The sequence below is a fragment of the Mesorhizobium sp. M2E.F.Ca.ET.219.01.1.1 genome (assembly GCF_004016445.2).
Lineage (GTDB): Bacteria > Pseudomonadota > Alphaproteobacteria > Rhizobiales > Rhizobiaceae > Mesorhizobium.
The window spans coordinates 154,515-167,173 of the sequence record NZ_SADT02000006.1 but is presented as its reverse complement, the minus strand read 5'-3'; the positions used below and the strand labels follow the sequence as shown (position 1 = coordinate 167,173).

At 64.9% G+C, this 12,659-nt stretch carries 14 protein-coding genes; 1 reads left to right on the top strand and 13 read right to left on the bottom strand.

Annotation, left to right across the window (positions count from 1 at the left end):
- Positions 1–23 precede the first annotated feature (23 nt).
- The 13 genes from EN862_RS26735 to EN862_RS26675 all read right to left on the bottom strand — a co-directional run bounded on the left by EN862_RS26735 (position 24) and on the right by EN862_RS26675 (position 11,724).
- Positions 24–455: a hypothetical protein gene (locus EN862_RS26735; protein WP_127866491.1), complete on the bottom strand. Its 432-nt coding sequence runs from the start codon at positions 453–455 to the stop codon at positions 24–26.
- 4 nt (positions 456–459) lie between these two features.
- Positions 460–2,034 (bottom strand): phosphoenolpyruvate--protein phosphotransferase, encoded by a 1,575-nt coding sequence (ptsP, locus tag EN862_RS26730; RefSeq protein ID WP_127866490.1) that lies wholly within the window; start codon positions 2,032–2,034, stop codon positions 460–462.
- Positions 2,035–2,075: 41 nt separating this feature from the next.
- Positions 2,076–2,378, bottom strand: coding sequence for an HPr family phosphocarrier protein (locus EN862_RS26725; RefSeq protein ID WP_127249377.1), 303 nt, complete (start codon positions 2,376–2,378; stop codon positions 2,076–2,078).
- Between the two features lie 19 nt (positions 2,379–2,397).
- Positions 2,398–2,787 (bottom strand): dihydroxyacetone kinase phosphoryl donor subunit DhaM, encoded by a 390-nt coding sequence (dhaM, locus tag EN862_RS26720; RefSeq protein WP_095817697.1) that lies wholly within the window; start codon positions 2,785–2,787, stop codon positions 2,398–2,400.
- A complete protein-coding gene (dhaL, locus tag EN862_RS26715) occupies positions 2,787–3,386 on the bottom strand; it encodes a dihydroxyacetone kinase subunit DhaL (protein WP_127866489.1) in 600 nt (199 codons plus the stop codon). Before dhaL ends, dhaM begins: the two co-directional genes overlap by 1 nt.
- A 10-nt stretch (positions 3,387–3,396) precedes the next feature.
- On the bottom strand, positions 3,397–5,037 hold the full coding sequence (locus EN862_RS26710) for a dihydroxyacetone kinase subunit DhaK (RefSeq protein WP_127866488.1): 1,641 nt from the start codon (positions 5,035–5,037) through the stop codon (positions 3,397–3,399).
- 66 nt (positions 5,038–5,103) lie between these two features.
- On the bottom strand, positions 5,104–6,117 hold the full coding sequence (locus EN862_RS26705; RefSeq protein ID WP_127866487.1) for an ABC transporter ATP-binding protein: 1,014 nt from the start codon (positions 6,115–6,117) through the stop codon (positions 5,104–5,106).
- Entirely contained in the window at positions 6,110–7,216 is a 1,107-nt protein-coding gene (locus EN862_RS26700; RefSeq protein WP_127866486.1) for an ABC transporter ATP-binding protein, read from the bottom strand. Before EN862_RS26700 ends, EN862_RS26705 begins: the two co-directional genes overlap by 8 nt.
- Before the next feature lie 2 nt (positions 7,217–7,218).
- Positions 7,219–7,425 (bottom strand): hypothetical protein, encoded by a 207-nt coding sequence (locus EN862_RS26695; RefSeq protein WP_127866485.1) that lies wholly within the window; start codon positions 7,423–7,425, stop codon positions 7,219–7,221.
- Positions 7,422–8,372 (bottom strand): carbohydrate ABC transporter permease, encoded by a 951-nt coding sequence (locus EN862_RS26690; RefSeq protein ID WP_041001244.1) that lies wholly within the window; start codon positions 8,370–8,372, stop codon positions 7,422–7,424. Before EN862_RS26690 ends, EN862_RS26695 begins: the two co-directional genes overlap by 4 nt.
- Entirely contained in the window at positions 8,369–9,316 is a 948-nt protein-coding gene (locus EN862_RS26685; RefSeq protein WP_127866826.1) for a sugar ABC transporter permease, read from the bottom strand. The genes EN862_RS26690 and EN862_RS26685 overlap by 4 nt, the downstream gene beginning before the upstream one ends.
- 122 nt (positions 9,317–9,438) lie before the next feature.
- Positions 9,439–10,770 (bottom strand): ABC transporter substrate-binding protein, encoded by a 1,332-nt coding sequence (locus EN862_RS26680; RefSeq protein WP_127866484.1) that lies wholly within the window; start codon positions 10,768–10,770, stop codon positions 9,439–9,441.
- 255 nt (positions 10,771–11,025) lie between these two features.
- Positions 11,026–11,724: a PIG-L deacetylase family protein gene (locus EN862_RS26675; RefSeq protein ID WP_127866483.1), complete on the bottom strand. Its 699-nt coding sequence runs from the start codon at positions 11,722–11,724 to the stop codon at positions 11,026–11,028.
- A gap of 21 nt (positions 11,725–11,745) precedes the next feature.
- Between EN862_RS26675 and EN862_RS26670 the strand changes: the two genes are divergently transcribed.
- Positions 11,746–12,636 carry a DMT family transporter gene (locus tag EN862_RS26670; protein ID WP_127866482.1) on the top strand — a complete coding sequence of 297 codons (891 nt, stop codon included), beginning with the start codon at positions 11,746–11,748 and terminating at the stop codon, positions 12,634–12,636.
- Positions 12,637–12,659 lie beyond the last annotated feature (23 nt).

Sequence of the window (12,659 nt, the reverse complement as noted above, 5' to 3'; positions counted from 1 at the left end):
GCAGTCCTCCCATGCTCCCCGCTCTAGCCGCTGCCCTTGCCGGCGATGCTGGTTATTTTCTGGATGAAGTCGTTGATCGCCCGGTCGAGCGCCGCGTTCTGCTTGTCGTCGCCGAAATCCGGCACGATCAGCGAGACATGGCGTGTCCTGCGCGGCCCGGACGCCGCGGTCGCCTTGCCGGGATGCGCCTGGTGATAGGCGGCCATGAACTGGTCGCGCTCGGCCTGGCTGAAATGGCAGACGGTAAAGATGGAGGGCAGATGCTTTGACGGGATCGGGATCGAATAGGCCGGGCTCGATATCTGCGTGACGAAGCTGCGGTGCTTGCCGAGCGCGTCGGCCAGCCGCTGGCGCATGCCGGACGGGCGCTGGTCGATGACATGCGACAGGATCGTCTTATAGGCGCGGATCGCCTCTTCCGATCCCGGCTCCGGTGTCTTGGCGAGCTCGGCCATGCGCCTATACCGCCGCGTCCGCGATGGCAGCCTTCGCCATCGCCAGTTGAGCAGGCGCGACCGAGAGGTCGCGCAAGCCGGCTTCAAGCAGCGCCGGGATGGTTGCAGGGTCGCCGCCGGCATCGCCGCAGAGGCTGACCGGAATTCCCTTCTCTCGTCCGAAGGCGGCAACCGCCGCGATCAGCCGCAGCACCGCCGGCTGGCGAACGGAATTGAGATGCGCCACGGCCGCGTTGTCGCGCGCGGCCGCCATCACATATTGCGTCAGGTCGTTTGAGCCGATCGAGAAGAAGGCGACATCGGCGAAACCCTCCGGCGCCAGCACCACGGAAGGCACCTCGACCATGATGCCAAGCGGCGGCAGCTTGTGCGCCACGCCCTGCGCGACAAGCGCGGCCCGTTCTTCCGCAAACAGCGCTGCGGCTTGGGCATATTCGTCAGGCGTGGCGATCATCGGGAACATCACCCTCAGATTGCCGTGGATGGCGGCGCGCAGCAATGCCCGGATCTGCACGCGGAAGATATCGAGCCGCGCTAGTGACAGCCTGATGCCGCGCAGGCCGAGAAACGGATTGGTCTCTTCGACGGTGAACCCCGGCACCGGCTTGTCGCCGCCGGCATCGACGGTGCGGATGGTCACCGGCTTGCCGCCAGCCCATTCCAGCACCTTGCGGTAGGCGTGGTATTGCGTCTCCTCGTCCGGCAGCGTCTTGCCGAACAGGAATTCCGTCCGCATCAGGCCGACGCCGTCGCAAGTTTCGATTTGGATGCCTTCGACATCGGAAGGATAGGCGATGTTGACTTGCACGCGCACCGCTGTGCCGGCCTTGGTCACGGCGGGCGCCGTCAGGAATGTCTTCGCCGCGCCCAGTCGGTCGGCGAAGGAGGAGGCCGATTGCCGGAAGGCTTCGGTCTCGGCCGGCGACGGTGAGAAAATGATCGCGCCATGTTCGGCATCGAGGAGCGCGTCGCCCGTGATCGGTGCGGCAGGAGCGTCGAGACCGACAACCATCGGCACGCCGCGCGAGCGCGCCAGCATGGCGACATGGCTGGCGGTGCTGCCAGACTTGAGGGCGATGCCGCCGCCTTCGCTCCAATCGGTCTCGAGGAAACGTGTCGGCGCGATATCCTCGCCATAGAGGATCGCGCCCGGTGGCGCCGTGATCTCGCCTTCCTCACTCAGCGCCCGCAGCACCTGGTCGCGGATGTCGCGCAGATCGGCGGCGCGGGCGCGGAAATAGTCCTGGTCCGACGCTTCGTAGCCGGCGATCTCGCCGTCCAGCGCCGCACACCATGCGGCGTCCGCCGGCTGCCCGGAGCCGATCGCCGCCAGGGCCGGACCGCTCAAGGCATCGTCCTCCAGCATGGCGATGTGGAATTCGAGGATGCCGGCGGCTTCGCCGTCGGCGGTTTCGACCAGCGCCGCCAGCCGGCCGACGGCCTTGCCGATTGCGCTCACCAGTGCGGCTTGTTCTTCCTCGGCGCTCGCCTTGGCCTTGTAGCTGGCCGTAGACTGGTCGAGGTCGAACAGCGGGCCTTCGGCATAACCGGGAGAGGCGGGGATACCCTCAACCCGCATGGCCCGCGTTCCTTGCCGGCCTGGTGACATTCAGATCGGTCTCAAGCGGACCGGGCATGATCCGCATCCTCGTCGAAGTCACGCTGCACCAGATCGACCAGCGCTTTCACCGCCTGGGTCGCGCCGTCACCCTTGGCGCGGATGTGCAGCATGGTCCCTTTCGGCGCCTTGGCCGCCATCACCTTGACGATGCTCTTGGCGTCGAACCAGGGGCCATTGGCGGCCACCGCGACCTCCACCTCGGCCGCGAACGTCTTGGCAAGCTTGGTGAACTTCACCGAAGGGCGCGCATGCAGACCCACCGCGTGGGTGATCAGGACCGTTGCTTCGGCGGATGCGGACATTCAGTCGGTTCCTGTTCGTTCACGACGGCGACAATTCATGCGCCGTCGCCACCACTTCCTTGAGCGAGGCGCCGCCGGAGGATTCGGTCGCGGCCATCACCGCGCCCTCGACGATCGGCGCGTTGCAGACGATGATCTTGTGCGAGCGCGGCTCGCCGATCATCTCGACCGCCATCTCCGAATTGGTCTCGGCGCCGCCGAGATCGACCAGGATGGCGACGCCCGCTTCAGACCAGGCCTTGTCGATCGCGCCCATGATCGCCTCGACGCTGGTGCCGAGCCCGCCATGGCCGTTTCCGCCGCACCATGCAAGCGGCACTTCGTCGCCCACCATCTGGCGCACCATGTCGGCCGTGCCCTCGGCAACCAAGGGCGAATGCGACACGATGACGATACCGACATTGCTCATCAATTGCCCTCTATCGCTTCCGCCACCGCGCGCACCAGAAGCGCGGTCGAGCGCGCTCCGGCGTCCATATGCCCGATCGAGCGCTCTCCCAGGAAGGAAGCGCGCCCGCGCAGGGCCTTCATCGGCACCGTGGCCTCGGCCGCCTTGTCCGCCGCCTTGGCTATTTCGCCGGCGGTCTTGCCTTGCGCCAGCGCCTCATACACCGGCTGCAGCACGTCGAGCATGGTTTTTTGGCCAACCTGCGATTTACCCCGCGCGGCCACCGCCTCGATCGCCTTGGCCAATGCCGCCGTCAGTCCATCTCGATCGGGTGCCGCCGGCAGGTCCTTGCCGAGCGCCATGAACAACGTGCCGAACAGCGGCCCGGAGGCGCCGCCCACGGTCATCACCAGCTTGGTGCCGACCGCTTTCAGCGCCTCGGGCAGCGGCTTCGCCGCGAAGGCGTCCGCTTCGGCCCGAACGGCCTCGAAGCCGCGCTTCATGTTCAGCCCGTGGTCGCCGTCGCCGATCGCCTGGTCGAGCGCGGTCAGTTCCTCGGCATGCGCCGCGATCGTATCGGCCGCCGCCGCGATCAGTCTGGAGAAATCGGCCGCGGCCATTGTCCGTCCTTCACGCCGGGGCGAACAGCGCCGCCACGGCAGCGAAAACTTCGGCGACCGCGAAGGCGCCGGGATCCGCGACGTCGAGCTGCCTGCCGATATAGGCGGAACGGCCGGCCTTTGCCTTCTGCATCGCGACGGTCGCCTCGGCGCCTTGCCGCGCCGCCCTGGCGGCCGCTTCCAGCCCGCTCGCGTCGAGGGCTTTCAGCGCCGGCTCCAGCGCATCGACCATGGTGCGGTCGCCGATCCTTGCGCCGCCATAGAAGGTCATCCGGTCGAGCCCGGCGAGCAGGGCCTTGCCGAGCGACGCGCCGCTGCCGAGCGACTGCGACGCGGCGGTGAAGAAGATCGACAAAAGCACGCCGCTGGAACCGCCCATCGAGGTGCCGAGCGTATCGCCGATCGCGGCGGCGGTTGCGGCCTTGTCGGCAAGCGGCAGCGTGTCGATGCGCTCGAGGATGCTGCGCGCCCCGGTCGCCACTGTCGAGCCGGTATCGCCGTCGCCGGCCTTGGCGTCGAGGGCGTTGAGCGGCTCTTCGAGCGCGATCAGCCTCTGGCAGACGGCTCTGATCAACCGCTCCGCGGCCGCATCGCGGCTGGCGGGCTTTGTGGCTGTGCCGATGGCGGGCTTTGACATCGCCACCACGACGGGCTGGCGAACCGGCTTTGCCGGCAGCCAGGCATGCGGCCCGACGGGTGCCAGCAGCGCTTTCTCGCGTTCCGCATCCAGCTTGATCAGCGACAGCGAGAAGCCGTTCATGTTGAGCGCTGTCATCAGGTGCCCGGGTCCGATCGTCAGCGTCACGGCCTTGGCGAGCGGCGATGACAAGACGGCATTCGCGATCAGCGCCATTTCGAGCGGTGGCACCGAGCCGAGATTGTTGATCAGCAGGGCGTAGCGGCTGTGCGGATCGAGCCGCGCCGCGAGGCGCTCCGCCATGATGGCGACCAGCTTGCTGGCGGCCTCCAGGGCGATGCGCTCGACGCCGGGCTCGCCATGAATGCCGAGTCCGAGCTCGCCATCGTCAGCGCCGAAGCGCTCCTCATGCGCTTGCCCCGGGATCGAGCAGGAGGAGAGCGAGATGCCGAGCGAAACGATATCCTTCGCCGCCGCGCGGGCCGCCGCGGCAACCGAGGCCAAGTCATGGCCGGATTCCGACAGGTGCCCTGCGATCTTGTGCACGAACAGCGTGCCGGCGACGCCGCGCGGCTGCGCGATGTCCGGCAGGGCAATGTCGTCGGCTACGATCACCATCTCGACCGCGAGCCCTTCGGCGCGCGCCTTCTCCGCCGCCAGTCCGAAATTGAGCCGGTCGCCGGTGTAGTTCTTGACGACCAGCAGGCAGCCGGCGGGGCCGGTCGTGGCGCGTATCGCCGCCAGCACCGCCTCGACGCTCGGCGAAGCAAAAATCTCGCCGGAGACGGCCGCGGTGAGCATGCCGGCGCCGACGAAGCCCGCATGCGAGGGTTCATGCCCGGCGCCGCCGCCCGAAACCACGGCCACCTTGGTCTTGTCCCAGTCGGCGCGCAGCACGACCTTGATTTCGGGATAGCCGTCGAGGCGCGCCAGCGTTCCCGAGCCTAACGTGGCCAAGAAGCCGTCGAGCGCTTCGGTGACGATCGTGTCCTTGCGGTTGAAAAAGTGCTTCATGGATTTCGTCCAGTCCGTATCTGCGGTCGTGCGAATATAAGCGTGAGGCGGCTACATCAGTCCCAGCTACATCAATCTCTGCCCGTCCGAGCCGAAATAGAGCGGCGCGATGTAGCGGATCGTCACCTTGTCCCCCTTTGCGAGCGGCGTGTCGGGATCGGTCAGCGTCACCAGCTTCTTCGCTCCCACCGTCACGTGCAGGTGGTTCTGGTCGCCGAGATGCTCGACCCAGTCGACGACGCCGTCGGCATGGCCGTTCGCCGTCTTCTCGATCGCCAGATGCTCGGTGCGGGCGCCGATCGTCGCCGTGCCTGTCGGCGCACCGCCATCGGGCAGCAATCCGGCCGGCAGGAGGTTGATCGCCGGCTGACCGAGGCGGGCCGCGACATGAAGGTTTGCCGGCTCGGAATAGATCGCGCGCGGCGTGCCGATCTGCACCAGCACGCCGTCGGCGAGGATGCCGATGCGGTCGGCCATGGTCATCGCCTCGATCTGGTCGTGCGTGACATAGAGCATGGTGGCGCCGAGCTCGGACTGGATGCGCTTCAGCTCGAGCCGAAGATCGGCGCGCAGCTTGGCGTCGAGCGAGGAGAGCGGCTCGTCCATCAGGTAGATCGCCGGCTTGCGCACCAGCGCGCGACCGATGGCGACGCGCTGCATCTCGCCGCCCGACAGTTTTGTCGAACGGTTGTCGAGCTTGTGATCGATGCGCACCATGCGCGCGACCTCCTCGACACGGCGGCGCACGGCCTCCTCCGGAAACCGCCGCGCCGGCGAGCGCAGCGGGAAGGCGAGATTGTCGAACACCGAAAGATGCGGATAGAGCGAATATTGCTGGAAGACGAAAGCGGTGTCGCGTTCGGCCGGCGACAGCGCCGTCGCGTCATGACCGCCGATATGGATCGTGCCGCTGTCCGGCCGCTCCAGCCCGGCGATCAGCCTGAGCGTCGTCGTCTTGCCGGCGCCGGTCGGCCCGAGCAGCACGACGAATTCGCCGTCCTTGATCGCGAGGTCGAGATCGTCGATGGCGACGGTGTCGCCAAAACTCTTGGTCACGCCCTGGATACGGACATCAGCCATGGCGCGCCTCCGCTGCCTGATCATGCATGGCGGTCCTGACCGCGCGTCCGGAACCCTTTTCGAACAGCGACAGCCGCGCGCTGCTCAGCGTCAGCCCGACCTGCTCGCCGGGGCTGAGATGGATGCCTGCCGGCACCCGCGCCTTGATGATGCCGTCGGCCGTCTCGACGGCGACGATCTGCGTGGTGCCGAGATATTCGGTGCCGTAGATCGCGCCGCGCAGCTTCGACTCGTCGTCGAAGCGGATATGCTCGGGCCGGATGCCCAGCGCCATGTCGGCGGGCGCGATGTCCTCGCGCACTTCCGGCACCGCAACCTTGGCGCCCTGAACGACGATCTCCTTCGCGCCCTTGGCGAGGCCGCCACCGAATTTCAGGAAATTCATCGGCGGCGAGCCGATGAAATCGGCGACAAACATGGTCGCCGGGCGGTCGTAGATCTCGCGCGGTGTGCCGAACTGCTCGATGACGCCGTGGTTCATCACCGCTATCTTGTCGGCCATCGACATCGCTTCCATCTGGTCATGCGTGACATAGACGGTCGTTGCGTGGATGCGGTTGTGCAGCTCGCGCAGTTCGTGGACCATGAGGTCGCGGAATTCGGTATCGAGCGTGCCGAGCGGCTCGTCCATCAGGAAGCATTTGGGCCGCCGCACGATGGCGCGGCCGAGCGCGACGCGCTGGCGGTCGCCACCGGCAAGGCCGGAGACGGATTTGTCGAGCAGATGGTCGATGCGCAAAAGCTTCGCCGTCTCCTCAACGCGGCTGCGGATCTCGGCTGAAGGCATGCCCTGCGCCAGCAGCGGGAAGCCGATATTCTTGCGCACATTCATATGCGGGTAGAGCGCGAAGAGCTGGAAGACAAAGGCGATGTCGCGCTCGCGCGCCCGGCGCATGGTGACGTCCTCGCCGCCGAGCAGGATCTTGCCGCCGGTCGGCAGTTCGAGGCCGGCGATCATGCGCAGCGTCGTCGTCTTGCCGCAGCCCGACGGCCCCAGCATGACGAAGAACTCGCCATCCTCGACGACGAAATTGGAATCCTGCACGGCGACGAAGGCGCCGAAGGCTTTCCTCAGGTTCTGAACACGGATCTCGGCCATCGTTATTCCGGGAATTTCGAGACGATGATGAACATGACCGTGCCGGCAAGCATGGTGATGAAGGAATAGGTGTAGAGCGACAGCGCGAAGGGCTGGAACAGCATCAGGAAGCCGATCGCGATGATCGTCGTCGCGATGTTCTCCAATAGCCCGCGCCTTGCCCAGACGGGCCAGCGCGATTTGCGTTTTGCGGTCTGGATCGTGCTCATTTGCGCACCGCGCCGAAGGTGATGCCGCGCAAGAGCTGCTTGCGGAGCAGGATGGTGAAGACGAGGATCGGCACCAGGAAGATGGTCGTGCCAGCCGCCACAGCCGGCCAGTCCTGACCGCCTTCGCCGATGATGGTCGGGATGAAGGGCGGCGCGGTCTGCGCAGTGCCGGAGGTCAGCAGAGCGGCGAACGCATATTCGTTCCAGGCAAAGATCAGGCAGAAGATCGCGGTCGCCGCGATGCCGGTCGTGGCCTGCGGCAGCACGGTGCGCCAGAAGGCCTGAAGCCGCGTGTAGCCGTCGATCATCGCCGCCTCTTCATATTCGCGCGGGATCTCGTCGATGAAGCCCTTGAGCAACCACACCGCCAGCGAGACGTTGACCGCTGTGTAGAGCAGGATCATGCCGAGCGCGGTGTCGGAAAGGCCGAGCTCGCGGTACATCAGGTAGATCGGGATCGCCACCGCGATCGGCGGCATGAAGCGCGTCGACAGGATGAAGAACAGAAGGTCGTCGGCCAGCGGCACCTTGAAGCGCGAGAAGCCATAGGCCGAGAGCGTGCCGAGAAACACGGCGCAGAAGGTCGAGCCGAAGGCGATGATCAGCGAGTTGACGAAGCGCGGCAGGAAATTCGACGGCCCGGCGATCACCATGTTGCGCTTGCGCACGGTCTCGTCGCAGAAGCCGGTCGCCGGTCCGAGCGAGTTGATGTATTCCGGCGTCTGCCGGGTGCGGGTGGTGAACAGGTTGCAATAGCCCTCGATGCTCGGCTGGAAGACGATCTTCGGCGGATAGGCGATCGAGTCCGGCGGCGTCTTGAAGCTGGTGGCGAAGATCCACAACAGCGGCACGATCGAGATCAGCGCATAGGCTATGATGATCGTGCCAGCGATCAGCTTCGCGTTCGACGAGGGTGCTACGACGGAATGGGCGGTGGTCAGGCTCATCTCTGCTTCACCTTGTTGAGCGCCTTGACGTAGATGTTGGCGAGACCGAACACCGCGACGAACAGGATGATGGCGAAGGCCGAGGAATAGCCGGTGCGCCAGCTTTCGAAGGCCTGCCGCTTCAGCGTGATCGAGGCGACCTCGGTGGTCGAGCCGGGTCCGCCGCCGGTGAGCAGGTTGACCATGTCGAACATCTTGAAGTTCTCGATGCCGCGGAACAGCACGGCGAGCATGATGAAGGGCAGCGCCATAGGCAGCGTGATCGACCAGAACTGCCGCCAGTTGGAGGCGCGGTCGACCTCGGCCGCTTCATAGATGTATTCGGGGATCGAGCGCAGGCCGGCGAGGCAGATCAGCATCACGTAAGGCGTCCACATCCACGTGTCGACGATGATGATCGCCCATGGTGCCAATTCGACATTGGACAGCATCTGCACATTCGTCGGCGGAATGCCGGTGACGAAGGAGATGACATAGGAAAACAGCCCGATCTGCGGCTCGTAGAGGAAACGCCAGAAATTGCCGACCACCGCCGGCGACAGCATCATCGGCACCAGGATGATGGTCGTCCAGAAGGCGTGGCCGCGGAACTTGCGGTCGATCAGCCAGGCCAGCGTGAAGCCGATGACCGTCTGCAGGAGGATCGTCCAGAACACGAAATGCGCTGTGGTCTGCATAGCGATCCAGACATCGTGGTCGCCGAGGATGCGCTGGTAGTTGGCAAGGCCCAGGTTCTTCACCACCTCGTTGGGGCGGTTGGCGCGGTAATTGGTGAACGACAGATAGATCGCCCAGAACAGCGGGAAGATATTGATGGCAAGCAACAGAAGGATCGTCGGCGAGATGAACAGCCAGGCGAGGCCCTTGTCGCTGATGCCCCGGATCTTCTTGGCCAACGGCTCCGGTGTGGCCCGGGCAACGTTGTCCGCAGTCCGATTGAGCATGGTTAGTCCTGCTTCGGTCACGTCAAGTCTCGACAATGGAATTTATCTGAACTGCGTCCCGTGCCAAGGGCGGCACGGGACGCTTCGATCAAGCTCGGGAGGAGCCTTACATCTTGCCCCGACTACATCTTGCCATCGTCCTGGAAGACCTGCGTCCAGTCCTTGACCAGACCGTCCAGCGCGTCCTTGGCCGAGCCCTGGCCGGCCACGACATAATCATGGAAGCGCTTCTGCGAGGCCTGCAGCAGCGGTGCGTAGCTGGGTTCGGCCCAGAAGTCCTTCACGATGGCCATCGAGTCGAGGAAGGCCTGCGCATAGGGCTGGCTGGACGGGAACTTCGGGTCCTTGACGACGGAGTTCAGGCAGGAATAGCCGCCGAGCGACCACCACTTGGCCTGCACGTCCTTGTTGGCGAACCATTTGATGTATTTCAGCGCCGATTCCTGCTTGTCGGAGTAGGACACCACCGAAATGCCCTGGCCGCCGAGCTGCGCGAACTGATCGCCGTCGGGTCCCTTCGGATTGACGAAGTAGCCGATCTTGTCGCCGCCGACATTCTCGTCCTTCTGCAGGCCGGGCCAGGTGAAGGCGAAGTTCATATGCATCGCCACCTGTCCGGATTTGAAGGCGTCGACACCTTCGCCCATGTAGGCATTGGAGGAACCAGGAGGCGTGCAGCAGTCATAGAGCGCCTTGTAGAATTCCAGCCCCTTCACCGATTTCTCGGAATTGACGAAGCCTTCCATCTCATAGGGCTTCTTCGGGTTCTCATACTGGAAGCCAAAGCTGTAGAGCACGTCCATGGCGCCCATGGTGATGCCTTCAGAGCCGCGCTCGGTGTAGATCGAGGCGCCATAGACGGTCTTGCCGTCGATCTGCCGCTTCTGGAAGAATTCGGCGATCTGCTTCAGCTGGTCGAAGGTGGTCGGCGCGGCGAGGTCCCAGCCATATTTCTCCTTGAACTCCTTCTGCAGCTCGGGCCGCGAGAACCAGTCCTTGCGATAGGTCCAGCCGACGACGTCGCCCATGGCCGGCAGCGCCCAGTAGTTCGGCGTGTTCTTCGGCCATTCCGAATAGCCGACCACGGTCGCCGGCACGAAGTCGTCCATGCTGATCTTCTCCTTGTCGAAGAAGTCGTTCAGCTTGACGTAATGGCCGTTCTCCGCGGCGCCGCCGATCCACTGGCTGTCGCCGATGATCAGGTCGCAGAGCTTGCCATGCGAGTTGAGCTCGTTGAGGAAGCGGTCGGCGTAGTTCGTCCACGGCACGAACTCGAACTTCATGCCGATGCCGGTTTCCTTGGTGAAGTCCTTCGAGAGTTCCACGAGCGCGTTGGCCGGATCCCAGGCCGCCCAGCACAGCGTCAGGTCTTCCGCATGCGCGACATTCGAGACGGCTGTCGACGCAAAGATCGCCGAGGCCAGTCCCAACGCCAGTTTCAAGGTCGATTTCATGCCTTACCTCCCATTTGCGAAACGCGTCCGGATGACGGTTTCAAGAGCCCTCAACCCTCGCTCCTCCGAGGGCCTAAACAAGGCGCGCGCTGTACGTCGCCATGGCGAGCGATGCGCTGCTGATGTTTAGTAATTTGTTTAGTGATGCGCTTTTTACTAAACAACGCAAGCGAATTCGTTGCTGCGTCGCAGCATGGCGAAACGCTTCATTGAAATCGTTGGGAAATGATCGCCGGACCTCTGTGTCCGCCGCAGTCAGCTGGCCCCGGCGGCGGTGCTTGGGCTTGCCGTCACCGGCCGGATCGCCGGCGCCGGCGGCAACAGCGCGCGTATGTCGGCGAAAGGGAAAATCGGCTCGAAGCGGAAAGCTTCGGCCAACGCGCCGGAGGCGCCGTTGCACTGGCCGGCGCGAAACTCGTTCTGCAGGCGCGCCCGGTGCACATAATGCTCCGGGCCTTGCGACTGGTGCGCCCGGATCGCTTCAGCCTTGATCTCCCAATGCTGCGAAATCTCGACATAATGCGTCGGCGAAAAACCGGTGCCGCCGAGCGTGTCGGCGTGCAGCACCGGCACAGCGAAGGACGCCGCGATGCGCATGCCGTCGGACAGCGCGCGGTGGTCGCCGTGATAGTCATAAGGCGCATGGGTGATCGCGAGGTCGGGCTTCACCTCGCCGATCAGCGCCTTCAGCGCCGAAATAATCGCGGCGTCGGCGACGAGCTCGCCGTCCGGAAAGTCGAGGAAGCGCGGCTCGACGCCGAGCAGCCCTGCCGCCTTGGCCGCTTCCTTGCGCCGCAAGCGGGCAAGCGCCTTGGGGTCGCCCGTGCCGCCTTTGGCACCATCGGTGGCTATGGCAAATGTCAGTTCTGCGCCTAGCGCGGCATAGGCGGCCAGCGTACCGAACATGAATATCTCGATGTCGTCGGGATGTGCCCCCAGCGCCAGTATCTTCACGTCTTCTCTCCCGGAAATGACATGTCGAACGGAATCCTGCTCGCCCTGATCGCCTATGCAAGCTATTCATTCAGCGACGCCGTCATCAAGAGCCTGGGCGGGCAGTTCACCGTCTTCGAGATCGGCTTCTTCTCGACCTTGTTTGCCGGCTGCTTCCTGTTCTTCACCAAGTCCGGGGACGAACGCTGGCGCGATTTCTGGCGCACCAAAAGGCCCTGGGCGGTGCAGGCGCGCGCCTTGGCCGGCATCGCTTCCGGCGTGCTCAGCGTCTTTGCCTTCACCACCATTCCGCTGGCGGAAGTCTATGCGCTGATCTTCCTGGCGCCGTTGCTGGTCACCATCCTGTCCACGGTCATCCTGAAGGAGAGGGTCGGTCCCTGGCGGTGGCTGGCCGTCGTCGCCGGCTTTGCCGGCGTCATGCTGGTGGTGCAGCCGGGCTTTCGCGAATTGCATCTCGGCCATCTCGCGGCCTTCGCCAACGCCTTCCTCGCCGCCATCAGCGTCATCCTGATGCGCTCGCTCGCCCAGCAGGAAAGGCGCACGACGATCCTGGGCGCGCTGGTTGGCTATGGCCTTGTCTTCAACGGCGTCGGCGCGGCCGCCACGTCGTTCGCGCTCCCCAATCTCGGGCAACTGGTCTGGCTTATGATGGCGGGCCTCTTCACCGCCGGCGGGCAGCTGCTGCAGTTGCTCGCGGTCAAATACGCGCCTGCAAACCGCATCGCGCCGACGCATTATTCGCAGATCGTCTGGGCGGTCATCCTCGGCGCGCTGTTCTTCCAGGAATATCCCGACTGGCTTTCACTGGTCGGCCTGGCGGTGGTCGGCGCATCCGGCCTGCTGACGATGGTGCGCGAAGAGGTCAGGCTCGGCACCGTGCGCTGGAACCCGTTTTCGCGCACCAGGCTTTGAGCGCATACGTTGCATGGCGACCG

Bases quoted from the DNA above. Each gene is read 5' to 3' on its own strand.
- EN862_RS26735 (WP_127866491.1), bottom strand. From the start codon at position 455: ATGGCCGAGCTCGCCAAGACACCGGAGCCGGGATCGGAAGAGGCGATC.
- ptsP (WP_127866490.1), bottom strand. From the start codon at position 2,034: ATGCGGGTTGAGGGTATCCCCGCCTCTCCCGGTTATGCCGAAGGCCCG.
- EN862_RS26725 (WP_127249377.1), bottom strand. From the start codon at position 2,378: ATGTCCGCATCCGCCGAAGCAACGGTCCTGATCACCCACGCGGTGGGT.
- dhaM (WP_095817697.1), bottom strand. From the start codon at position 2,787: ATGAGCAATGTCGGTATCGTCATCGTGTCGCATTCGCCCTTGGTTGCC.
- dhaL (WP_127866489.1), bottom strand. From the start codon at position 3,386: ATGGCCGCGGCCGATTTCTCCAGACTGATCGCGGCGGCGGCCGATACG.
- EN862_RS26710 (WP_127866488.1), bottom strand. From the start codon at position 5,037: ATGAAGCACTTTTTCAACCGCAAGGACACGATCGTCACCGAAGCGCTC.
- EN862_RS26705 (WP_127866487.1), bottom strand. From the start codon at position 6,117: ATGGCTGATGTCCGTATCCAGGGCGTGACCAAGAGTTTTGGCGACACC.
- EN862_RS26700 (WP_127866486.1), bottom strand. From the start codon at position 7,216: ATGGCCGAGATCCGTGTTCAGAACCTGAGGAAAGCCTTCGGCGCCTTC.
- EN862_RS26695 (WP_127866485.1), bottom strand. From the start codon at position 7,425: ATGAGCACGATCCAGACCGCAAAACGCAAATCGCGCTGGCCCGTCTGG.
- EN862_RS26690 (WP_041001244.1), bottom strand. From the start codon at position 8,372: ATGAGCCTGACCACCGCCCATTCCGTCGTAGCACCCTCGTCGAACGCG.
- EN862_RS26685 (WP_127866826.1), bottom strand. From the start codon at position 9,316: ATGCTCAATCGGACTGCGGACAACGTTGCCCGGGCCACACCGGAGCCG.
- EN862_RS26680 (WP_127866484.1), bottom strand. From the start codon at position 10,770: ATGAAATCGACCTTGAAACTGGCGTTGGGACTGGCCTCGGCGATCTTT.
- EN862_RS26670 (WP_127866482.1), top strand. From the start codon at position 11,746: ATGTCGAACGGAATCCTGCTCGCCCTGATCGCCTATGCAAGCTATTCA.